Below are 23355 nucleotides of genomic sequence, written 5' to 3'. Positions count from 1 at the left end.
CTCAGTCCGCTTCCTCCATCGCCGAAAGCGACAGGGACATGCGGTGCGCGCCGCTTTCGTACGAATGCTCGTCGGCGGTGATCGCATAACGGCCGACGATGCCGCTCAATCGCTCTTCGACCTCGACGACCGCGCCCGAGACCGCTTCCTCGATGCCGAGCGCCTCGATCCTCGCCTCGTCGGCGAACGTCGCCTTCTGCCGCAGCAGCTCGTCGGCCTGCTGCTGCATCATCGAGCGGCTCATCGCCGCGTTCGGCTTGACGAAATGCTGCATGACGCCGAACTGATCCGAGAGCTCGGCGCTGCGGACGATGACGGACTGCTCCTTGCGCTGTGGATCAAGGCCCATGACCTTCACCTGCGTCTTCATCTCCTCCATCGACTGCGAGTAGGACGCCGACAGCAGGTTCCGCCCCGCTTCGATGCGACAGGACACGGACTCGTGCGCCCGCTCCCGCAGCTCGAGCCGGCCTTCCCGAGAGCCGATCGAGAACCGGCGTCCGTTCTGCTCCTCCGTCATCTCCAACGCTTTCGCCATCATCTCGTACAGCGTCTTGTCGCGCTGGATGAGCTTCGGGATGACGAAGCCGGTCGAGGCAAGCTTGCCGACGGACACGCCGAACTCGCTGCATAGCTGGCGGATGATGCCGTCCGCGGTCATGCTGCGGAACAGGCGGGAATCCTTGTTTTTGGCGAGGTAGATGTTCTCGTCGTACGCCGTCACCGACATGCGGCCGCCGGAGTCGATCGAGTCCGCGAACACGACGCCGCGAAAAAGCTCCCCGCCCGACTCCCCTGCCAGCCGCAGCTCTCCGCCCTTGTCGATCTGGGCCAGCCGGCCGCGGCCGTCGGCGGTATTGACCAGCTCGACGACGAGCTTGCGCGCCGCCTGCTGGACATCGCCCGACCAGCGGATCGACGCGCACATCGCGCTCAGATCGACTTCGCCCCCCTCTCGCCGCACATGCGTCAGCGTCCAGCTCATGTCGGCACCTTCAGCTGGAGGCCGACCTGCAGCCGGTTCGGGTCCTTGCCGATGGCGGCCTGGTTGGCCGCATGCAGCTCCCGCCAGCGGTCGCCATTGCCCCAGATCCGCTGGGCGATCTTCCACAGGCTGTCGCCGGGGGCGACCACATATGTCGCCGGCGGCGTGCGGGCTCCGTTCCTGCGCTCCTGCTGCTCTGCGGCGGGCTCCGCCTGCACCGGGCGGAACTGCTTGAGCGCGAGCTCATAGTAGAGGTCTCCTGGACTGCCGGCACGCTCCTCGTAGGAAAACGAGCGGATCGTCGCCGGCACGCCCTCGACCGCCGTGCCGGTGATGTCGAGCGTCACCGGCTTGCGGGTCCTCATCCAGCCCTCCACGAGCTGGACGCATCTCCAGGGCGGCTCGAGCTCCATGTGCTCGCAGTAGCCGGGATGATAGTCGCGGGGGAAAAACGAGGCGATCGCAAACTCGCTGAGACCCGCCTCGCCGAACACGGTCCGCTCGCCGAGCGCGACGACCGAGATGTCCTGATAGCCTTGCGCCATTTTCACCGACAGCACCGCCGGGTTGACCGGCAGCCGCAGCCGTTTGCCTCCGCCGTCCGGCGTCAGCCAGAACTGCATGCCGCTCATCCCATCAGCCCTCCCGCAGCGCGGATTTCGCGCGCGAGCGCGCGGGCGATGCCGTCGATGTCGCTTTCCTGCCGGACGTGGAACGTATTGCCGGTCACCGTTACCGCCAGTCCGGCAGTGCCTCCTCCGGACAGCTCGCGGTTCTCCTGCGCGGTCAGCACGCGCTCGCCTTTGTGCAGGCGCGCGACCATGCCGTCGTACGGCACGTAGCCGAGGCCGTGGTAATGGCCGGGCAGGGCGGCCGCGCCGCCTGGCCCCGCGGCCGCTACGGTCACGGTCGCGTCCTCCCCGAGGCCGAGGAAGCTCTTGACCTTGCGCCATTTCTCCAGGATTCCGCCGACAACGTCGTCGAAGTACTTCTTGATGTCATCGAAGTGGTACTTGAACAGATAGGCCAGCCCCGCCACCGCCGCCCCGACGAGCAGCACGGGAGCGAGGATCGCCAGGATCGGCGCCGCAAGCGCCCAGGCGGCCGCGGCGGAAGCGAGCAGCGACGGGGCGAAGACGGCAATCAGGATGCCGGCCATGGTAGCCGCCGTGATGCCGACGATGTCGGCGTTGCGCGCGAATGCTTCCATGACGGTCACGATTCCTTCGCCGAGCGGCAGCAGCGCCTCGCCAAGCGGCGCCAGCGCGATCGTAATCCGGTTCTGCAGCGCGCCCCAGCCGTCGCCGAAGCTTTGCAGCTGCTGCGATTGCGCCGAGATGCTGCCGCTCGCCTCGCTCATGGAGCCGAGCATACCCTTGAAGCCGTCCGTGCTGCCGCGCAGCGCCAGCGCCAGGTCGATGCCTGCCTCCTGGCCGAACACGCCGATCGCCAGCTGCGCTGCCTCGGCGATGGACTCCGCTTGCCGGATCTGCGAGGCGATGATCTCGAATCCGCCCTCGGGCAGCTGCATCTTGCCGTCCTTGACCTTCTTCAGGACGTCCTGGATCGGACTGATGCCCGCCTTCTGCCACTTGGCCATCAGCGCCGTCGAAGCCTCGAGCCCGAGCTCCATTTCCTTGAACGAGCCGGCCGAGTCGCTTACGCCCTTCATCAAGGCGGACATGTCGGTGTTGCCGGTCCGGCTCGCAGCGAAAAACTTGTCGAGCGTTCCGGAGCTGTCGCCGAGCTTGATGTCCCAGCCTTCCATGACGGCGGCCAGCGACTCGGCCATCCCGGCGCTGTCGCCGCCGGTCAGCCGGGAAGCGTCCAGCAGCGTCTTGGCCGTCTTTTCCAGCCCGGCTCCCGCAAGCGGCAGCCTGCTTCGCAGCGTGCCCATCGCCTTGGCCACTTCATCCAGGTTCTGAGGCACCTGCGACCCTACCTTGCGGAAGGACTCCAGCATCTCTCCCATCCGGTCGCCCGGCACGCCGGCAGAAGCCCGCAGGATCGCAGACGCCTTGCCGAACGTCTCCGCCGCCTCGATCGACCTCGTTCCGGCTGCGAGGATCGCGTTCCCGGCCATCGCCGCTGCCGCCGGACCGTGCTCGGCCAGCTTGCCGTAGGCCCCTTTTCCCTTCTCGCGGAGCCCTTGCGCATACGACTTGACCGCCGTCACGCCGCGATTTTTGTAGCCTGCCCAGCGCTCGCGCATCGGACGGCTATGCTCCGCCAGATACGCTCTCGCCGGAGCCGTCGCTTGCGACACAGCCTCCTTCGCCTTGCCCCATCCTTCCCGGACCGGCTTCGTCGAGTCCATCCATTTTGGGCCGGCCCAGCTCTTGGCCTTGCCACCCAGCGCCTTCGCGCCTCCCCACCCGGACCTCATCATGCCGGCCAGCGGCGCGAGCGACCTTTCCCTGAAGGCGAAGCGGATGCTCCCCTTGGCGGCGCTCTTCGCTGCCTTCAGCGAGGCATCGCCAGCCGTCCTGGCGGCATGGCCCGCGGCCTTCGCCGCTGCGCTTCCCGCCGCCCGCACGGCGCTTCCTGCCGCGTTAGCGGCTTTAGCCGAGCTTGAAGCGGCTTGCCTTGCGATCGCGCGGAGCTGATCGGATGTCTCCTTCCGCACTTTTCCCATCTGTTCCAGGAATTCCTTGGCCTGCTTCTGCTTCTCCGCGAAGCTCCGCCCGGCCGCTCCCATCGGATCCAGCTTGGACAGCTGCTCCATCTGCCGGCGGATCTTCTCCATCAGCTGCGAGAACTTCTCCAGAGCGGCATGTTGGGACGGTCCGGGCGCAGCGCCTCCTGTGCTCATTTCCGCCCGCTCCCTCCTTTCGATCGTCAAAATCCTACCTGCGGGCGGCCGCCCTCTCGCTCGCCTTCCGCGCCTTCTCCTCTTCCTCCAGCTGCAGCATCATGGAGGCGTACATGAAACGCTTGAAGCGCTCCTCCTTGTTGTACACCTCGTCGGGCGGGATGCCGTGCCGCTGGAAGATCAGATGGAGCAGGAACGGCTCGCCGCCCGCCCGGATCAGTTTTTTACTTCTTCCTCATCGCTGCCGAAGCCGCTGATCTCCAGAATTTCGGAGGAGAGCCGCGCGATCTCGCCCGCCAGCAGCAGCGACATGATCGCGTCCGCCGGCGTGCCGTATTTGTCCGTCAGCTCGCGCGCGGTCCAGTCCGGCACGACGCATGACTTCTGGATGACGAGAGCGCCGAACTGCTCCTCGTCGAGGATCTTCTCCCTTTTGCCGCCTTTGCCCGCGAAGTGCGTGCACTGCTCCTGGATACGGCTGATCGTCTTGCCGTCGAGCGCCTGGATCGTGAAGTCCACGTCCAGCCTCTTCATCGGAATGTCCTTCTGCGGCCTCGTATCCGCGCTTAGCAGCGCATGCAGGACGGCCGTCTGGCGGTTGTCGCTCATTCGTGCTCTCCCTCCGTTGTCGCCGGTTTCCAGCGGTTTTTAGTCCTCATCCGGCGTCAGCTTGTCGAGGAGCTCATAGCCGGTGAAGCTGAACGGCAGCTCCTCCTCGACGAGCGAGCCGACCTCGTAATTCAGCAGCGGAATCTTGTCGAACGTCACGCCCTTCAGGCGGACGCGGTAAGCGCCGTACGACTCGGGGTCCTCCAGCTTGAGGATCAGCTCGGTGATGAAGCTGCCCTTCTTGTCGTCCGCGATCGTGCCGATGCGCTCTGCGAACTCGGAGGTCACCTTGTAGCCGCTGATCGTGCCGGTGCCGCTAAGGCCGGTCACCTTGTGCGCGGTCCAGCGCGTTCCGGCGCGCTTCACTTCTTCCTTGGATATCTCCACGTTCGCTTCCGCGGACTTGATGTTCGTCAGCCACTTGCCGTCGTGGTACACGTAGCCGTAGGCGCCGTTGATGATGCGTGTCGGATCCAGCATTCGATATCATGCCTCCTCTTGGGTTCGGTTGCCTCAGACCTCGATGGTCAGGAAAATGCGCTCCATGCTGTCGATCTCCGTGTAGGAGATGCGCAGGTAGACGTTGTCGCCCTCGGACTTGCGCTCCGGATCGAGTCCGGCCTCGATGTTCGTCAGCACGCTGGCCAGCTCCAGCCGCTCGAGGTACGCCTTCACGGCGGAAATGAGCGCCGCCTGGCCGTCGGCGTTGTTGTCGAGCTTGCCGATGTAGCTGTCCGCCGCCGTCTTCGGAATGTCTGTCGCGACCGCCTGGCGCGACCGGATCGTGCGGATCTTGGCTCCGCTCGTGACGAGCCCCTGCTCGATCTTGACCTTCTCCCCGTCATGGACGAGCGCGAGCGAGCCTTTTTCGAGCGCCGCCCCGATCTCGCTGTTCTTCAGCCGCCGCAGCGCGTCGGTCGCGGACACCTGGGCGTACGTGATCGACTTGTTGATGCCGGTGCCGGCGATCAGGCCGGCGACATACGGCGCGTATTCGCCGGAGGAGTAGGACTTGCCGCCCGCTTCCGCGCCGGTGATGAGATTGACCGCATAGTCGTCCTTCAGCTTGACGCTGCGGGCATTGCCGAGCGCCGGGTCTTTGTCCTCGTCCCTCGTGCCTCCGAATACGGCGAGGAAGTGCTTGCCGTCCTTGCGGCTGCTGCGGATCCATGCCAGCGTCAGATCGACCTCCGACGCCTCCACCTCCGACGGGTAGACGAAGACGTTGAACGGCCTCGCCTCCAGCTGGTCGCGCATCGAGAGGAAGCTTTTGGCCCGGGAAGCCTTGAGCGCGTCGCCCTCTCCCGTCGGAGGCGTCATCGTGTAGACGAGGACTTCGCGGGCTCCTCCCTGCAGGACGAGCAGCACCGGCGCCGCATCCGCCTCGCCGAACAGCTCGACCGCCTCGGCCGGCTTTTCGATCGTGTAGAACTTCTCCTTCGCGGCCATGCCGTATTTCAGCAGCGGCAGCGCGACCGTGCCGCGGGCTCCTCCTTTGATGACGGCCGCAGCCGCATTCACGAAATTGATATACAGTCCCGGACGCGCCGGCAGGCTCGCCGTATCCCATGTACCGCCCATGTTCGTCTCCACCTCTCCTTAAATTGGCTTGATCGGTGCTGCTCAGCCTTGCCGGCTGTCCTTCAGATGAAGCTTCCTCATTTTCGGAGCGGCAGGCAGCTCCAGCCGCTCGCGCACGGTGCCCTGCAGCTGGCAGCCGCAGCGATGCAGGCCGCTGTCGAGCTTCTCCGCCGGCCCGAGCTTGGCCAAGGCCAGGCCGCGCACGACGGTCGCTTCGTCGCCGCCCGCCGGCTTCGGCGAGGCGAGCAGCGCCTCGACCGCCAACACCGCCTCCCCGGCGCTCGTGCGCCAGCAGGAGACGGCATAGCTGCGTTCCGCCGCGAAGGCATGCGCCATGTCGAGGCGCCTCTCCTCCGCCAGCAACGCCACCGACCAGTCGCCGGCCTGCGGCTCGGGCGGAGGCTCGTGCCGGCAGATCGCCGCGTCCGGCTCGATTCCTCTGATCCAAGCGCAGATGGCCTCGATATCCGCTGTGATCGTGATCGCTCTCTCCTCCTTTCGGGCACAGCTCGGATTATAGGACCGCCGGGCCACGGGTGGGGAGGATGAACTTTTTTCACCCCGCCTCGGAACGGATGTGCGCCGAGGGATGATGGAATTTCCTCCTGTTCAGTGTAGGACGGACTTGATATACTGCATGGAAAATGCTCGCAAGGAGGCGGTTCGCATGCGCCGCATACGCGTCATGCTGGTGGAGGACGACCCGTTCTGGCAGGAGAACATCAGCGCCGATCTGGCCACCGAAACGGATATCGAGGTCGCCGCCGTGTGCGGAAGCAAGGAAGAAGCCCTGCAAGCGGCAACGCTTGACAGGGCTTTGGATGTCGTGCTCATGGATATCAATCTGTCGGGCAACAAGCTGGACGGACTGGAGGCGGTGCAGGAGCTGTGGCCGATCGTCGGCAAGCGCGACGTCAAGGTCATCATGCTGACGTCGCTCAAGGAAAGCGGGCTCATCCTCCGATCGCTCCAGCTCGGCGCCGTGAACTACATCACCAAGCAGAGCTATAAGGATATCGTCCGGGCGATCCGCGAGGCGCACCGGAACGCTGCCCAGATCCATGCCGACGCGGCAGGCGCGATGCGTACCGAGCTGCAGCTGATGGAGCTGACGGCGACCGAACGCGAGGTGTTCGAGCTGCGCCGGGAAGGGCTGAGCCGACAGCAGATCTCCGAGCGGATGCACAAGTCCGCCCATACGATCAAGTCCCAGATCAAGAGCATCCGCAGCAAGCTGCTGCCTTTCCGGCTTCATCCGCCTTCGCGCGAGGCGGACGACGACGAAGGCTGACGGAGCGGCTCCACGGCTGGACTTGGCGGCGGATGCGCCTTGAATCGGGACGCCGCCAGCTGCAGCTGGACGATCGCGCCGCTGCCAGGCTCGACGGGCGGGAATACGATCGACCCTCCGTGCTTCTGGACGACCTGAGCGCAGTAGGACAGGCCCAGGCCGTGGTTGGAGGCGTTTTTCTTGGTCGAATAGAACGGTTCCAGGATGCGCGCCGCATGTTCGGGGTCGATGCCCGCTCCGTTGTCCCTCACTTCGATGATGAACCGCTTGCGCGTCGAGAACGCGCGCACGGATATGATTCCCTCCTTGCCCGCGACGGCTTCGGCAGCGTTATGCAGCAGATTCGACACCGTCTCCTGCAGATGCATGCGGTCGCCCGTCAGCTTTCCGTCCTCGATGCTCGCCTCGAGCCGCGTTCCGCGCGCCGCCAGCTGCGACCGCATCGGACCGAGAGCATTTTCGAGAATCTCCCTCACTTCGACGGCGGATTCGCGCAGGACGATGTCGTCGGACTTTTCCCGGATGCTCTCCACCATCGAGAGCAGATGCGACGTGACGCCGCCGATCTGCCGAAGCGAGTGGAGCGAACTCTCCTTGTCCCCTTCCTTCAGCATGCCGGAGGCCTTCTCGATCAAGTAGTCGATCTTCTGGATCTCGTTCTTAATGGAGTGGTTGAGGATCGAGACCCCCATCGTGATCGTACGCATGGAGTAGCTGCGGCGATCGCGCTCGATGCGCAGCTTGATGCCGAGGAAGCCGTTGCGGATGAGCTGGTACAGTATCGCCCCGACGAGGCTGAAGATCATGATGACGTTCAGCTGCCACAGGTTGTTGCTCTCCAGCCGGAACTCCCACATGCGGAGCTCCAGCCGCTTCATGCCGAGGAAATCGGTTACGTAGGCCCAGACGACCGCGATGGAGAACAGCCAGGCGACACGCTTCTTGTTGTTCAGGCTGTACATGCTCCCGTCCCGCCAATAGGCGAAAAAGAAGAAGAATACGGCCACGGCCAGGTGGAAGCCGACAAGCAGCCGCTGCTCCTCGAAGACAAAGACGTTCCACGGGTCCTGCTCGAGATGGCGCAGCAGGTTCAGGACGGCGGGCAGCAGCAGCGCGGACGCGATCAGCAGCCGCAAGCGACGGGACTCGACGCCGCCCATCCAGAGCGCGCCGAGCGAGGTGATCGCCGGGAAGAGGTATAGATAGACCGTCATCATGAAAACGCTTGTCTGGTAGAGGAACGCCTCCGCCTCCGGCGTCAGCCAGCCGAGCGGCTGGATGCGCGGCAGGATCGTCAAATGGATGGAGAAGGCGCAGCTGGACATCCCGCCGCACAGCATCGTCAGCGCGATCCAGAAATTGCGGCGGAAGTTGAAGGCAAGAAAGGTCAATCCGAGCGTCCACAACGATAAAAACATGAACAGATACAGGATCGTCAAGCTTCATCCCCCTGTGCTGGAAAAAAAGTCCTATTTCCTTGTGCTCCGATTATACGGCAGCGCACGTTCCGAGGGATGGGCCGAAAGTCATAGCCGCGTGCGGAGCTTCCTTCCGCACTTGCTTTTTTTACACAATGTTAAATATACATTCCGTCTATCGCCCTCTATACTCTTGGACGAACGTTCATGCGCAGTCAAGCCGATGTTCAGTCCCCAGCCGCCTGCGACGATTCGAATTCGACGAGGAGGGATTTTTGATGTGGAAACGCAAGATCGGCTGGGGGCTTGTCGCGATGCTCGCCTTCCTGGCCGTGCTGTTTCCGGGGGCTTCCGTCCGGACCGAGGCCGCTGCCGGGTATGACGCCGTCATCTATTTTCCGTACAACCGCTACCCGCTGACCGGCGACCATATCCGCGACGCGATCGCGGCCGGGCACTCGGCGATCTGCACGATCGACCGCGCCGGCGCGGACGCGAACCGCAAGGAGTCGCTCAAGGGCATCCCGACCAAGAGCGGCTATGACCGCGACGAGTGGCCGATGGCGATGTGCGCCGAAGGCGGCGCCGGCGCGGACGTGCGCTACGTGCCGTCCTCCGACAACCGCGGAGCCGGGGCTTGGGTCGGCAACCAGCTTTCTCCGTACGCGAACGGCAAGCGGATCAAGTTCGTCATGTCGTACGCCAGCTGACGCTTCGGCGCCTTTGTCCCGGCACGGATAAGCGGCGGCGGAACCGTTTCGGTTTCGAATCTTGGCGCTTCGCTGGGACGAGCCTCTGTTTCTCCGGTGCTCGGCTGACGAGCCTTCTCCACGTCCGGAGGATCAGCTATACTGGAGCTATCCGCTTCCGGCATTCAGCCGGTCGCATAGGAGGGATGCCGCATAGCCCGATTAGGCTCTGCCGAACTGCTCGTATCGTACTCTCAGCTCGCCGTGTCCAACCGCAGCCTGAGCCAGCCTTACTCCGATTGGACGGACGATCACGTCGGGCAAGGCTTCGCCTGGCGAGAAGGAAGCGTCTCGTTCGGCGCGCTCGGCGACGTCCGCAGCCTCGTGGAGCTGGAGCTCGGCGAAAGGCTGCCCGAGCCGGCGGCGGACGCGGTCCGCGTCATCGTCGTGCCGTTCCATGCGGACGGCAGCGGCGTCGCTGTCGGCAGCATCCTGTCCGCCACGCTGACGGCCGAACTGCCCGCAGGATCGTACGCGCTGCAGTTCGAAGCGTTCATGCCGGGCGAGGATAGCGAAGGACCCGGCCGTTACCGCCTGGCCTTCGCGCCTTCGGAGTCGCCGGCCGCCCGCATCGTGCGCCAGGACGAGGAGCTTGATCCGCCCGCCGAGCTGGTCCTGACCGCTACAGCGGCGATATAGGTTTCGAATCGGGTCGGACCGCGTTCTTCCGCGCGGCCGGCCCGTTTTTTTTGCGAGCTCGTTGGATGTCCCACTCAGGATGAAGATGGTCAAAGTTTCCGAAAACTCGTGCGGCGAAGCCGAAAAGGCGCATCGCCCGCAGCCGGATGCTGCTTCGCGATGCGCCTTCGTTCATTCTGGAGACTCGCCTTCCCGCTCGCCCGCCAAGAAGCGGTAGCCGATGCCCGGCTCCGTCGCGATGTAGAGCGGGTCGGCCGCATTGTCCTCGAGCTTCTTGCGCAGATGCCCGACATAGACGCGCAAGTAATGGCCTTCCGACTCGACATGGCCCGGCCCCCATACTTGACGGAGCAGCTGCTTCTGCGTCATCACCTTGCCCGCGTGGCGGGCCAGCGTCTTGAGCAGGTCGTATTCGGTCGGAGTCAGCTTGACCCGCTCTCCCGACAGCTCCACCATCCGCTGCGCCAGATCGATCGTCAGCCGCCCGAACCGCAGCACCGGCTCCGCAGCCGCGCCTCCCGCCGCATGCCGCAGCGCGACGCGGATGCGCGCCACCAGCTCGCCCATGCCGAACGGCTTGGTCACGTAGTCGTCCGCCCCGCCGTCGAGCGCTTCGATCTTGTCCTCCTCGCCGTCCTTGGCCGTCAAGACGACGACCGGCACATGCGACCATTCCCGCAGCCGCTGCAGCACGTCCAGCCCCGCCACGTCCGGCAGTCCAAGGTCAAGCAGCACGAGATCGGGATGCCGCGCCGCCGCCTGGGCCAGCCCGTCCTCGCCCGCCGCGCTCTCCAGCACGTCGTAGCCATGCGCTTGCAGCGTCATCCGCAGCAGCTTGCGGAGCTGCGGCTCGTCCTCGATCAGCAGGATGCGGGCTCCGCCTGATTGGTTCGTCATTCGCTTCCTCCCCTATCCCGGTCCGCCATGCCGAGCGGCAGCTCGACGGTCATGACGGCTCCCGCGCCGCCATCCGCCGCGCCGGCGGCGATCGAGCCGCCATGCAGCTCGGCGACCGCCTTGGCGATCGACAGGCCGAGCCCTGTTCCGGTCACCGAGGCGGCATTGGAGCTGCGGTAGAATTTCTGAAAAATGCGGTCCCTGTCCTCGGCAGGAATGCCGATGCCTTCGTCGCGGACGGACATCCATACCGCCCCGTCCTTCTCTCCGGCGGCGATCTGCACGCGGCTGCCGTCCGGCGAATACTTGATCGCGTTGCCGATCAGATTGACGAGCATCTGCTCCAGCAGCACCGGATCTCCCCGCAGCAAGGGGGCCGGGTCGCCGAGGCACAGCTCGATCAAGCGGCTTCCCCGAGCCTCCTTGAGCTGGCGGAGCGCGGCGCCGACCAGCTCGTCCGTGCCGACCCAATCCTGACGCAGCCGCAGCATCCCGCTCTCCAGCCGCACCATGCCGAGCAGGTTGGCGACGAGCCGATCCATGCGCAAAGCCCCTCCGCGGATCGAGACGAGCAGCTCGCGGCGCTCGGCCTCCCCGAACAGCGGTCCGGATTCCAGCAAAGCGCTGCTCGAGCCGATCATCTCCGCAAGCGGCGTCCTCAGCTCATGCGACACCGAATCGAGCAGAGCGGCGCGCAGCCGCTCCGATTCGGCCGTCACTTGCGCCAGACGCGCTTCTTCGCCCCTGCGGATGCGCGCCAGAGCGCCGGCCGCAAGTCCGGCCACCGCCTCGCAGCGGGCGCGGTCCGCCGGCCATGCTCCAGGCTCCCGCGGATCGCCGCGCAGCACGAGCACGCCGAGGCGCTCCTCCTGCGCCGTGAGCGGCAGCAGCAGCGTCCTCCCGTCGAGGATGCGGATGCTGGCGCCCTCTCCGGCCGTCTGCCGGGCGGCGATGTCGACGATGCGCCGCAGCTCCGCCTCCTGCTCGTCCGGGGCGGCCGGCTCCGCGCCGAAGCGGGCGAGACGACCGTCTGATTCCGGCAAATAAAACACCGCCTCCTCGCCGGTGAGGCTGCCGATGCCGGCGCGGAACGACCGGACGAGCGACTCGAGATCCGATACGTCGCTCATGCTCCGGCTGATGTCGTACAGGATCGCCGTCTGCTTCTGCTGCATGACAGCTTGCCGCACCTGCCGCTGAAGCCGGCCGGCCAGCTCGGACGTGAGCAAAGCCACGGCGACGTAGACGGCGAACGAGATCAGGTAGCGCAGATCCGCCACCGTAAAGCTCAGCACCGGCGGCACGAAGAAGAAGTCGAACGCCAGGATGCCGGCTCCCGCAGCCGCAACGGCCGGCCCCCGTCCTCCATAGACCGCGGCGATCAGCACGGGAAACAAATACATCAGCGCCGCGTTGACCGGATCCATCCGCAGCTCGGGCAAGCGCAGCACGGCCGTCAGCGCGGCGGTGCCGGCGACGACCGCCGCGTAGGGAAGCCAGCGCGGCTTCGCGGCTGCGTCTGCCATGCTTCATCCTCCTTTTCAACCATTCGTCCCATTATACCGCATAGGATTCCCCCCGGCTTGGCCGCCGTCCATAAAAAAAAGATAAAAATCGCCGCCCCTTCCGACAAAACGCCCGCCTCGTCCTTTACAAAAGGTATAGCCCGTCCCAGCCGCCATGCTGCTATAATCGAAGCGAAATCCAATCCAAATGATGGCAGGAGGCCTAATGTCATGAAAAGCGTCGTCCGTCTCATCGCCAGCATCTCCCTCGTCCTCGCGCTCGTCCTCGGCAGCGTACAGCCCCTCGGGCTGACATCCGTCCCGTCCGCCGCGGCCGCGGCATCCGGACCGACAGACTTCGCCGGCATCATCTCTTATTTGAAGGCGAACGGCAAGCTGCCCCCGAACTTCCTGACGAAAAGCCAGGCGACGAGCCGCGGCTGGGTATCGAGCCAGTGCAATCTGGCGACCGTCGCTCCCGGCTACAGCATCGGCGGCGACACGTTCCAGAACCGCGAGGGCAAGCTGCCCGCCGCGAGCGGCCGCACGTGGAAGGAAGCCGACGCGTATTACACCTCCGGATGCCGGAACGCTTCCCGCGTCCTCTATTCGAGCGACGGCCTGTACTACACGACAAGCGACCATTACGTCACCTTCAAAAAGTGGAGCTGAAGTGGTAGACTGAAACAAAGAGAGGGGCTTGCCGGAAGCGGCAAGTCCCTTGCGATTGCAAGGGGGTCTATGTGGATGAGAGAGCTGCTGCTGGACGGAAGCAAGCTGCACGATTGGGACGACATTCACGATTGGTTCGCCGAGCAGCTCGGCTTTCCCGACTATTATGGACGAAACCTGGATGCCCTGTGGGACTGCCTCGGCGACTATGCGGCGCCTCCGCTCCGCTTGCGGTGGCGAGGCTTCGAGGAGAGCCAGGCCCGCCTTGGACCGGATGGCGCGCAGTCGCTCCTGCAGCTGCTGCGCGATGCCGAGACGGAGCTGGACGGCTTCACGGTGGTCGTAGAATGAGGCGCGGCTGGTTCCGCTCCGCCTGCCTGCTGCTGCTGCTGACGCTCCTGTTCGCCGCGGGCTGCGCCCTCCAGACAGAGGACGGCTCCGGCTCCCGCGCCGGGTCGGACACCGGCGGCTCGGCCAACAGCTTCGCGGCCATCATCGGCCATCTGCAGGAGCACGGCGAGCTGCCGGAGCATTTCCTGACCAAGGCGGAAGCCCGCAAGCGAGGGTGGGACGCGAAGTCCTGCAATCTCGCCGACGTGCTGCCCGGAGCGAGCATCGGCGGCGATCGCTTCCAGAACCGCGAAGGCCTGCTGCCGGCCAAGTCCGGCCGGGTATGGAGGGAAGCGGATGCCGACTATGCGTCGGGCTGCCGCAATGCGAAGCGGGTCGTCTACTCGAGCGACGGGCTCTATTATGTGACGGAGGATCACTACAAGTCGTTCCGGAAATGGACGGACTCGTAGCCTCGGAACAACCAAGCAGCGAAAAAAAAGCAGCTCCCCCGAACTGCCGCCGTCCGGCTGTTCGAGGAGCTGCTTTTTGCATGCGCCGATTCGTTCGGATCCTAGATCACGCTGCGCGAGGAGACGTAGCGGTCTTTCCACCAGCCGCTCGTCAGGCTGTTGATCGCGACCCCTTTCGCCGAAGGCGTGTTGTGGATGAACTGCCCGTTCCCCATGTAGATGCCGACATGGTTGATCGCGCCGTTGTTGGAGCCGATCGTATCGAAGAAGATCAGATCGCCCTTCTGCAGGTTGGCGCGGCTGACGGCCTTGCCTTGGCTTTTCTGCACGCTCGTGCCCCACTTCAGGCTGACGCCGGCCTTGCCGTAGACGAACTGCGTGAACGACGAGCAGTCGAAAAGGAGGCGGGCTTCGTTGCGGGTGCCGTAGCTATAGCTGACTCGTCCCTTATAGCTCTGAGCGATCGAGACGACCTGGTCGCGCTTGGAGGAGACGCCCGGCGACGCCGTTCCGCCCGTAGCTCCGCCTGGAGCGGAGTAGGTCGAATAGCGGTCGGAGGAGGAGATGTAGCCGCTCTCGCCTCTCGGGGTCAGCACATGCAGCCAGTAGGCGTTCGCCTGGCCGACGACGTGCACCTTCTCGCCCTTTTTCAGCATGCGGATCTTGTCCGAGTCCGCGCTGGCTTGCGCCCTCATGTTGACGCCGTATGTAATCTGCGTAGAATACGACACCGCTGCCGATGCGGTTTGCGAAGCGGGAATCCAAGCTCCCCCGACGGCTCCAAATGCGATTGCCGCGCTCAGCACGACCTTGATTTTGTTTCGGCTTACCCAACTGTTGTTCATTCTGGATGCTTCCTCCTTGGGTGAAAGTTGTACCCAGAGCATACCAGAATTGAATCGGCCTAATTTTTTCCACGAAGAGACGAAAACCAAGGACAGCTTGGCTCGGCCGCCCTTTGTTAGAAATAAATGAGAAACCTCTAACCTTATGTTTCCTCTCTTTCCTCTCCTTCCGCTCCTGCGCCATCCTCGCTCGTCAAGCCATGCGCCTGTTGAAAATAGGCCCGATTGTGCAGCATGCTCGGGTGCTCCGGATACAGGCGCAACGCGGCTTCGTTGTGCTCGTGGGCCTTGGCGAACAGTCCGAGGCGGTCGTAGCACAGGCATAGCTGCAGATGCGGGTACCAGGTCCCGGCCGACCGGTCGGACAAGCCCATCGTCGCCGGCCACTCCGCCTTCAGCGCCTGTTCGTACCAATAAGCCGCGGTGGCGTAGCTGCCGCTGTCCAACAAGGCGTTGCCGATCGAGCAGCAGCCTTCGGGACGCGGCTTGTCGTAAGCGAGCGCGCGCAGGGCGGCCTGGAGACGCAGCTCCGGCTGTCCGAGCGCCTCGTAGCATGCCGCCAGCTTCGCGCATGCCTGCAGATTGTCCTCGACCCAGCCTTCTCCGGTCCGCAGCATCGTTTCGTAATGGAGGGCCGCCTCGTCGTGGAAGCCGTGGTCCTTGAGCTCGTTCGCGAAGTAATACAGGTCCCGCACGGAGAACGCCTCCCCCCGCTCCCGCCGCTGCCGGTAAATCCGCAGGTTGCGGTCGGTATAGGCCTTGTCCTTGTCATGCTGCACGGCCGCCTCGGAGTCGAGATGCGGTCCGAATGCTTCGAGATACTCATGCACCGCCCCGATCCAGCGGAAGCCGCAGTCCCTGCGCACGAGCCGGTTGCGACGCAGGCTCGACAGCGGCTCGCCGTCCACTCCTCGGCTCAGCACATAGGGCATCGTCACTCGGCATACATCAGGGTTCAGCGTCCGCTTCAGCTCCAGCAGCCGCTCCGCATCCTGCGGCTCGACGTAGTCGTCGGCGTCCAGCCACAGAATATAGTCCATCGTCGCGAGCGAAAAGGAAAAATTCCGCGCGGCGGCAAAATCGTCGATCCACTCGAACGGCTCCACTTTCGCTCCGAACGAAGACGCGATCTCTCTCGTGCGGTCGGAGGAGCCCGTATCCGCAACGACGATCTCATCGACGACTTCCCGGACCGAAGACAGCGCCCGTCCGAGGACGGCCTCCTCGTTCTTGACAATCATGCACAGGCTGATCGTAACCAAGCTCATCCCTCCTGTCTCCACCGTATTCGCCATCGCCGCTCTCCATGCCTGGCCCTGTCACCTCTGCGCGCTTTTTTGCATATACCGGCAACAACGATTCCCATCCACTGAGCTTTTGGCTCGGCAGCGGAAAGGAGCGGCTGGGCATGGCTTCTTCAAGACGAGACAAAAAACATCCGAATACGAGAAGATCCGTGCGCAGGCTGCTTCGGTTCGCGGCCGCGCTGGCCCATCCGCGCTGGTCGGGAAAAGCGCTGGCGCGAAAGCTGGAGCGGCTGATCGAAGCGGAGGGCCGGAAGAAATGCGCCAAGCCGAAGCGGCGGAAAGCTTCGCTGCCGAACGGATCGAGCCGATGCGGCAAATCCAAGCGTCGGCGGAAGCCCCACGTCTCCCCCAAGCCCTTTGACCCCGGGGCGGTGCGCGCCTTCATTCACAACGAGCTCGGGCTGATCGTTCCGTTATTTCCTCCGGGCAGCACAGGCGCGACAGGAGCTACGGGCGCCACGGGCGCTACAGGTCCAACCGGCGCTTCGGGCGTGACGGGTGCTACGGGTGCTACGGGTGCGACGGGCGCGACGGGTGCTACGGGCGCTACTGGAGCGACGGGAGTTACGGGCGTGACGGGCGCGACGGGCGTGACGGGAGCTACGGGCGCTACGGGATTGACGGGTGCTACGGGCGCTACGGGCGCTACGGGCGCGACGGGTGCTACTGGCGTGACGGGCGCTACGGGAGCTACGGGATTGACGGGTGCTACGGGCGTGACGGGAGCTACGGGCGCTACGGGCGATACGGGCGTGACGGGTGCTACGGGCGTGACGGGCGCTACAGGCGCTACGGGCGCTACGGGATTGACAGGTGTTACGGGCGTGACGGGCGCTACGGGCGCTACGGGAGCTGGTGAAACTGGAGTGACTGGAGTTACCGGTACCACGGGCGTAACCGGGACGACAGGATTCACGGGTGCCACAGGCTTAACCGGAACGACGGGAACGACCGGAGCTACAGGGGCCACCGGCGTAACTGGACCGACGGGCTCTACGGGGGACACGGGAGTAACGGGAATGGCCGGTACCACAGGTGCTACTGGAGCCACGGGCGTAACTGGTCTAACGGGCTCTACGGGTCCGACTGGCATTACGGGCGCAATCGGGGCTACGGGTGCCTCGGGTGTGACAGGAATTACCGGTGAGATTGGTGTCACAGGTGTGACCGGAGCTACAGGGTCAACGGGCGCAACGGGCTTTACGGGTGCGACCGGCTCGATTGGCGCCATGGGCGCAACCGGAGTTACGGGTGACACAGGCGCGACAGGTCCCGCCGGAGCTTCGGGGGCTACCGGGGACACGGGCAGTACGGGCGTTACAGGAACGACCGGCTCGACGGGTGCCACTGGGGCTACCGGCGCTACAGGTACTACAGGCGTCCCGGGAACGACCGGTGAGACTGGAGCTACCGGTTCCACGGGCGTGACCGGAGCAACAGGTGCATCCGGCGTTACCGGAACGACGGGCGTCACGGGTCTCACAGGCGCTACAGGCGCAACGGGCCTTGCAGGAACGACCGGCACAACTGGTGTCACGGGTGCTACCGGAGATACAGGTACTACCGGCGTGACCGGCGCGACAGGCGATACTGGAGCTGCAGGTGCCCCGGGCGTGACCGGAGCAACAGGGTTCACCGGAGCTACGGGCGCAACCGGACCGACAGGCTCTACGGGTCCGACCGGCGCATCTGGTGCCACGGGCGTGACGGGAGCGACCGGGGAGACTGGTGCTACCGGCGTCACTGGAGTAACCGGAGCTACAGGATTCACGGGCGCCACGGGTGTCACGGGAGCTACGGGTGCCGCTGGTGTGACAGGAATTACCGGCGAGACTGGTGCCACCGGATTCACAGGAGTGACCGGAGCTGCTGGATTCACCGGCGCAACAGGCGCAACAGGTCCCACCGGTGCTTCGGGGGCTACCGGGGCTACTGGAGCGACCGGTCCCAACGGACTTACCGGGGCAACTGGCATTACAGGCGCAACGGGCGCTACTGGGGATACAGGCGCGACAGGATCTACAGGGGCTACAGGCGTAACCGGAACGACAGGCGTGACGGGGACGACAGGATCTACGGGTGCGACTGGTGTTACAGGAACAACCGGCGCGACTGGTGTCACTGGCGCAACCGGCGCTACAGGTACTACGGGCTTGACGGGAACGACCGGGGAGACTGGTGCTACCGGACCTACCGGGTCCACTGGCATCACAGGTTTAACTGGAGTTACTGGGGCTACAGGGGCGACGGGAGCCACAGGTACCACAGGCGTAAGCGGAACGACGGGCAATACGGGCTCAACTGGACCTACGGGAGTCACTGGCGGGACGGGAACGACCGGGGAGACTGGAGCAACCGGCTCCACAGGGGCCACCGGCGTTACAGGAACGACCGGGGAGACTGGAGCAACCGGCTCCACAGGGGCCACCGGCGTTACAGGAACGACCGGGGAGACTGGTGCTACCGGTTCCACGGGCGTGACGGGCGTTACAGGAACGACCGGCACAACGGGCAGCACAGGCGCTACCGGAGTTACAGGTGACACTGGAGCGACCGGGCCCACCGGACCTACCGGAGCCACAGGTATTACAGGCGGGACGGGAACGACCGGCGCGACTGGCAGCACAGGCGCTACCGGAGCTACGGGGGCCACGGGCGTCACGGGAACAACCGGGGAGACTGGTGCTACCGGGGCCACAGGCGCGACGGGTCCCACCGGACTTACCGGGGCCACGGGCATCACAGGCGTAACTGGAGCTATAGGGGCCACCGGCGTAACCGGATCAACGGGCGTTACAGGAGCGACCGGCGCGACGGGTATCACAGGTGCTACCGGCATTACAGGTACTACTGGCGTGACGGGAACGACCGGTTCTACTGGCGTAACGGGCTTTACAGGAACGACCGGCACGACTGGTGTCACTGGCGCTACTGGCATTACAGGTACTACGGGTGTGACGGGAACCACCGGGGATACTGGCGCTACTGGCGCTACCGGCGCTACAGGGGTCACCGGCGTAACCGGAACGACGGGCGTTACAGGAGCGACCGGCACGACTGGTGTCACTGGCGCTACTGGCGTTACAGGTACTACGGGCGTCACGGGAACGACCGGGGATACTGGTCCTACCGGTGCCACGGGCGTGACAGGTCCAACGGGCGCGACGGGCGTTACAGGAACGACGGGTGTCACTGGCGCTACCGGAGCTACGGGTACTACGGGACTGACGGGAACCACCGGGGATACTGGCGCTACTGGCGCCACAGGCGTGACCGGCGCTACAGGGGCCACTGGCGTTACTGGAACGACGGGTGTGACAGGTCCAACGGGCGCGACGGGCGTTACTGGAACGACGGGTGTCACTGGCGCTATCGGAGCTACGGGTACTACGGGCGTGACGGGAACCACCGGGGATACTGGCGCTACTGGCGCCACAGGCGTGACCGGCGCTACAGGGGCCACTGGCGTTACTGGAACGACGGGTGTGACAGGTCCAACGGGCGCGACGGGCGTTACTGGAACGACGGGTGTCACTGGCGCTACCGGAGCTGCGGGGACTACGGGACTGACAGGAACGACCGGTGAGACTGGCGCTACGGGCGATACAGGGGTCACCGGCGTTACCGGCACGACGGGCGTTACAGGAGCGACCGGCACGACGGGCGTTACAGGAACGACTGGTGTCACTGGCGCTACCGGAGCTCCGGGTACTACGGGACTGACAGGAACGACCGGGGAAACTGGTGCTACCGGCGCCACGGGCGTAACCGGCGCTACAGGGGCCACTGGCGTAACTGGAACGACGGGCCTCACCGGTACGACCGGCACGACGGGTATCACGGGGGCTACCGGAGTTACAGGTGCTACGGGCGTCACAGGCCTTACAGGCACAACCGGAGCTACGGGGGCTACAGGCGCTACAGGGGTCACCGGTGTAACCGGAACGACGGGCGTGACGGGTCCCACAGGCCCGACGGGCGTTACAGGAACGACGGGTGTCACTGGCGCTACCGGAGCTACGGGTACTACGGGCGTGACGGGAACCACCGGGGATACTGGCGCTACTGGCGCCACAGGCGTGACCGGCGCTACAGGGGTCACTGGCGTTACTGGAACGACGGGTGTGACAGGTCCAACGGGCGCGACGGGCGTTACTGGAACGACGGGTGTCACTGGCGCTACCGGAGCTACGGGGACTACGGGACTGACAGGAACGACCGGTGAGACTGGCGCTACAGGCGCTACAGGGGTCACCGGCGTTACCGGCACGACGGGCGTTACAGGAGCGACCGGCACGACGGGCGTTACAGGAACGACTGGTGTCACTGGCGTAACCGGAGCTACGGGTACTACGGGACTGACAGGAACGACCGGGGAAACTGGTGCTACCGGCGCCACGGGCGTAACCGGCGCTACAGGGGCCACTGGCGCAACTGGAACGACGGGCCTCACCGGTACGACCGGCACGACGGGTATCACGGGGGCTACCGGAGCTACAGGTGCTACGGGCGTCACGGGCCTTACAGGCACAACCGGAGCTACGGGGGCTACAGGGGTCACCGGTGTAACCGGAACGACGGGCGTGACCGGCGCTACAGGGGCTAGCGGCGTAACTGGAACGACGGGCCTAACAGGTACGACCGGCACGACGGGTATCACGGGGGCTACCGGAGCTACAGGAACTACGGGCATCACGGGAACGACCGGTGAGACTGGTGCTACCGGTTCCACGGGCGTGACGGGCGTTACAGGAACGACCGGCTCGACGGGCTTTACAGGCACAACTGGTGCTACTGGAGCTACAGGCGCGACCGGCGTGACAGGAACGACTGGTGTCACTGGCGCTACCGGAGCTACGGGCGTCACGGGAACGACCGGGGATACTGGTCCTACCGGTGCCACGGGCGTGACTGGTGTTACAGGGGCCACCGGCGTTTCAGGAACGACTGGTGTCACTGGTGCTACCGGAGCTACAGGTGCTACGGGCGCTACAGGGGTCACCGGCGTAACCGGAACGACGGGCGTGACGGGCGTGACAGGAACGACGGGTGTCACTGGCGCTACCGGAGCTACGGGTACTACGGGACTGACAGGAGCGACCGGCGAGACTGGTGCTACCGGCGCCACGGGCGTGACCGGCGCTACAGGGGCCACCGGCGTAACTGGAACGACAGGCCTCACAGGAACGACAGGCACGACGGGTATCACGGGGGCTACCGGAACTACAGGTGCTACGGGCGTCACGGGAACGACCGGCGAAACTGGTTCCACGGGCGTGACTGGAGCGACTGGATTTACGGGCGTGACGGGCCTTACAGGCACAACCGGAGCTACAGGGGCTACCGGCGCTACAGGGGTCACCGGCTTAACCGGAACGACGGGCGTGACGGGTCCAACAGGTTCGACGGGCGTGACAGGAACGACGGGTGTCACTGGCACTACCGGAGCTACGGGCCTGACGGGAACGACTGGGGATACTGGTGCTACCGGAGCTACGGGCCTGACGGGAACGACCGGCGCTACAGGGGCCACCGGCGTAACCGGAACGACGGGCCTCACAGGTACGACCGGCTCGACGGGTATCACGGGGGCTACCGGAGCTACAGGTACTACGGGCGTCACGGGAACGACCGGGGATACTGGTCCTACCGGTGCCACGGGCGTGACTGGTGCTACAGGGGCCACCGGCGTTTCAGGAACGACGGGTGTCACTGGCGCTACCGGAGCTACAGGTGCTACCGGCGTCACGGGAACGACCGGGGAGACTGGTTCCACGGGCGTGACTGGAGCGACAGGATTTACGGGCGTGACGGGCCTTACAGGCACAACCGGAGCTACAGGCGCTACAGGGATCACCGGTGTAACCGGAACGACGGGCGTTACAGGAGCGACCGGTCCCACCGGACCTACCGGGGCAACGGGCATTACAGGTGGGACGGGAACGACCGGTGAGACTGGTTCTACCGGCGCCACGGGCGTGACCGGCGTAACAGGTGTTTCAGGCGCAACTGGAACGACGGGCGTTACAGGAACGACCGGCGTTACAGGAACGACCGGCGCTACGGGCCTCACAGGCGCAACCGGCGTTACAGGGACCACTGGCGCGACCGGTTCTACCGGACCTACCGGCGCCACGGGCGTGACCGGCGCAACAGGTGTTTCAGGCGCAACTGGAACGACGGGCGTTACAGGAACGACCGGCGCCACAGGCCTCACAGGCGCAACCGGAGTTACAGGGACCACTGGAGCGACCGGTCCCACCGGACCTACCGGCGCCACGGGCGTGACCGGCGCTACAGGGGCCACCGGCGTAACTGGAACGACCGGCACGACGGGTATCACAGGCGCAACCGGAGTTACAGGGACCACTGGCGCGACCGGTCCTACCGGCGCCACGGGCGTGACCGGCGCGACTGGAGCGACAGGGGCCACCGGCGTAACTGGAACGACCGGCACGACGGGTCCGACAGGGTTTACGGGGGCCACGGGCACGACCGGAGTTACAGGTTCCACGGGCGTGACCAGTCCCACCGGAGCTACAGGTGCCACAGGCTTTACAGGAGCGACCGGCACGACTGGCGTCACGGGCGCAACCGGAGTTACAGGCCCCACGGGCGTGACCGGTCCCACCGGACCTACCGGGGCTACAGGGGCCACGGGAATTACAGGCGTGACCGGAACGACCGGCGCGACCGGCGTCACGGGCGCAACTGGAGCGACCGGTTCGACTGGCGCTACAGGTCCCAACATTCTGGCGAATGGCTTCTCCGCCACGCGGACGCCCAGCTCGACTTCCACCAGCACGCAGCTCACCGGATGGAGCACCGCTTCGCCTTTTTACACGGGCACGGGCTTTAATGCGGCCGCCGGCTCGTATACCGTTCCCACGACCGGGCGCTACTCCATCGAGGCGACGATCAGCTATACGACGACGGCGGCGCTCAGCGTCTCGCTCGGCTCCGGAGTCAACCCTGCCTTCGTCATCCGGCGCACGTCGCCGACGACGACCGATCTCGTAACCGGGCTCTTTCCGATTCTGGACGTCAACGTCGCCCTGCTGCTCACGCTGAGGGCTATCCTCGGGGCCGCGACGGTTACGATGACCGGCGAGTACCAGTTGACTGCGGGAGATGTCATCGGCATCTTTTATGTCGCCAACGGCCTTACGATCAACCTCAATCTGGGCGGATCCGGCACCAACATCTCCACCTGGGCGATCCATCAGATGACCTGACCCCAAA

At 65.2% G+C, this 23355-nt stretch carries 19 protein-coding genes; 7 read left to right on the top strand and 12 right to left on the bottom strand.

The features are described from left to right. Position 1 precedes the first annotated feature (1 nt). The 7 genes from HGI30_RS09355 to HGI30_RS09325 form a co-directional block, all read right to left on the bottom strand. Positions 2–985 carry an XkdQ/YqbQ family protein gene (locus tag HGI30_RS09355; RefSeq protein ID WP_168907314.1) on the bottom strand — a complete coding sequence of 328 codons (984 nt, stop codon included), beginning with the start codon at positions 983–985 and terminating at the stop codon, positions 2–4. After that, positions 982–1617, bottom strand: a complete 636-nt coding sequence (locus HGI30_RS09350; RefSeq protein WP_168907313.1) for a LysM peptidoglycan-binding domain-containing protein — start codon at positions 1615–1617, stop codon at positions 982–984. The genes HGI30_RS09355 and HGI30_RS09350 overlap by 4 nt, the downstream gene beginning before the upstream one ends. Further along, a complete protein-coding gene (locus tag HGI30_RS09345) occupies positions 1614–3797 on the bottom strand; it encodes a phage tail tape measure protein (protein ID WP_168907312.1) in 2184 nt (727 codons plus the stop codon). Before HGI30_RS09345 ends, HGI30_RS09350 begins: the two co-directional genes overlap by 4 nt. A gap of 216 nt (positions 3798–4013) precedes the next feature. Then, positions 4014–4406 carry a phage tail assembly chaperone gene (locus HGI30_RS09340; protein WP_168907311.1) on the bottom strand — a complete coding sequence of 131 codons (393 nt, stop codon included), beginning with the start codon at positions 4404–4406 and terminating at the stop codon, positions 4014–4016. Positions 4407–4445: 39 nt separating this feature from the next. Further along, positions 4446–4886, bottom strand: coding sequence for a phage tail tube protein (locus tag HGI30_RS09335; protein WP_168907310.1), 441 nt, complete (start codon positions 4884–4886; stop codon positions 4446–4448). A 33-nt stretch (positions 4887–4919) separates the two neighbouring features. Then, positions 4920–5987 (bottom strand): phage tail sheath subtilisin-like domain-containing protein, encoded by a 1068-nt coding sequence (locus HGI30_RS09330; RefSeq protein ID WP_168907309.1) that lies wholly within the window; start codon positions 5985–5987, stop codon positions 4920–4922. A gap of 42 nt (positions 5988–6029) precedes the next feature. Then, positions 6030–6323, bottom strand: a complete 294-nt coding sequence (locus HGI30_RS09325; RefSeq protein WP_168907308.1) for a hypothetical protein — start codon at positions 6321–6323, stop codon at positions 6030–6032. Between the two features lie 331 nt (positions 6324–6654). Between HGI30_RS09325 and HGI30_RS09320 the strand changes: the two genes are divergently transcribed. Continuing rightward, positions 6655–7278 carry a response regulator transcription factor gene (locus tag HGI30_RS09320; protein ID WP_168907307.1) on the top strand — a complete coding sequence of 208 codons (624 nt, stop codon included), beginning with the start codon at positions 6655–6657 and terminating at the stop codon, positions 7276–7278. Here the strand turns inward: HGI30_RS09320 and HGI30_RS09315 are convergent. Further along, on the bottom strand, positions 7239–8717 hold the full coding sequence (locus HGI30_RS09315) for a sensor histidine kinase (protein WP_168907306.1): 1479 nt from the start codon (positions 8715–8717) through the stop codon (positions 7239–7241). The two genes, HGI30_RS09320 and HGI30_RS09315, sit on opposite strands and share 40 nt — an antisense overlap. Before the next feature lie 257 nt (positions 8718–8974). Between HGI30_RS09315 and HGI30_RS09310 the strand changes: the two genes are divergently transcribed. Together HGI30_RS09310 and comJ are read left to right on the top strand one after the other, a co-directional pair. Then, positions 8975–9406 (top strand): NucA/NucB deoxyribonuclease domain-containing protein, encoded by a 432-nt coding sequence (locus HGI30_RS09310; RefSeq protein ID WP_407945018.1) that lies wholly within the window; start codon positions 8975–8977, stop codon positions 9404–9406. A gap of 192 nt (positions 9407–9598) precedes the next feature. Beyond that, positions 9599–10084 carry a competence protein ComJ gene (gene comJ / locus HGI30_RS09305; protein WP_328805283.1) on the top strand — a complete coding sequence of 162 codons (486 nt, stop codon included), beginning with the start codon at positions 9599–9601 and terminating at the stop codon, positions 10082–10084. A gap of 171 nt (positions 10085–10255) precedes the next feature. Here the strand turns inward: comJ and HGI30_RS09300 are convergent, their stop codons facing one another. Both HGI30_RS09300 and HGI30_RS09295 read right to left on the bottom strand, forming a co-directional pair. Then, positions 10256–10981, bottom strand: coding sequence for a response regulator (locus tag HGI30_RS09300; RefSeq protein WP_168907304.1), 726 nt, complete (start codon positions 10979–10981; stop codon positions 10256–10258). Then, a complete protein-coding gene (locus tag HGI30_RS09295) occupies positions 10978–12507 on the bottom strand; it encodes an ATP-binding protein (RefSeq protein ID WP_168907303.1) in 1530 nt (509 codons plus the stop codon). Before HGI30_RS09295 ends, HGI30_RS09300 begins: the two co-directional genes overlap by 4 nt. A gap of 210 nt (positions 12508–12717) precedes the next feature. Between HGI30_RS09295 and HGI30_RS09290 the strand changes: the two genes are divergently transcribed. The 3 genes from HGI30_RS09290 to HGI30_RS09280 all read left to right on the top strand — a co-directional run bounded on the left by HGI30_RS09290 (position 12718) and on the right by HGI30_RS09280 (position 13961). Further along, positions 12718–13158 carry a ribonuclease domain-containing protein gene (locus tag HGI30_RS09290; RefSeq protein WP_168907302.1) on the top strand — a complete coding sequence of 147 codons (441 nt, stop codon included), beginning with the start codon at positions 12718–12720 and terminating at the stop codon, positions 13156–13158. Between the two features lie 75 nt (positions 13159–13233). Further along, complete coding sequence (locus HGI30_RS09285) at positions 13234–13509, top strand: barstar family protein (protein WP_168907301.1); 276 nt, start codon at positions 13234–13236, stop codon at positions 13507–13509. After that, positions 13506–13961 (top strand): ribonuclease domain-containing protein, encoded by a 456-nt coding sequence (locus HGI30_RS09280; protein ID WP_168907300.1) that lies wholly within the window; start codon positions 13506–13508, stop codon positions 13959–13961. The genes HGI30_RS09285 and HGI30_RS09280 overlap by 4 nt, the downstream gene beginning before the upstream one ends. Before the next feature lie 101 nt (positions 13962–14062). Here the strand turns inward: HGI30_RS09280 and HGI30_RS09275 are convergent, their stop codons facing one another. Both HGI30_RS09275 and HGI30_RS09270 read right to left on the bottom strand, forming a co-directional pair. Continuing rightward, a complete protein-coding gene (locus HGI30_RS09275; protein WP_168907299.1) occupies positions 14063–14806 on the bottom strand; it encodes a C40 family peptidase in 744 nt (247 codons plus the stop codon). 143 nt (positions 14807–14949) lie between these two features. Further along, positions 14950–16074: a glycosyltransferase gene (locus tag HGI30_RS09270; RefSeq protein ID WP_235680371.1), complete on the bottom strand. Its 1125-nt coding sequence runs from the start codon at positions 16072–16074 to the stop codon at positions 14950–14952. 1268 nt (positions 16075–17342) lie between these two features. On the opposite strand from HGI30_RS09270, the gene HGI30_RS09265 reads away from it, so the two are divergent. Continuing rightward, positions 17343–23348, top strand: coding sequence for a hypothetical protein (locus HGI30_RS09265; RefSeq protein ID WP_456238629.1), 6006 nt, complete (start codon positions 17343–17345; stop codon positions 23346–23348). Positions 23349–23355: the final 7 nt, after the last annotated feature.

This window comes from Paenibacillus albicereus (assembly GCF_012676905.1).
In the GTDB taxonomy this organism is placed as follows: domain Bacteria; phylum Bacillota; class Bacilli; order Paenibacillales; family Paenibacillaceae; genus Paenibacillus_O; species Paenibacillus_O albicereus.
This window is presented reverse-complemented; position numbering and strand designations above follow the sequence as displayed.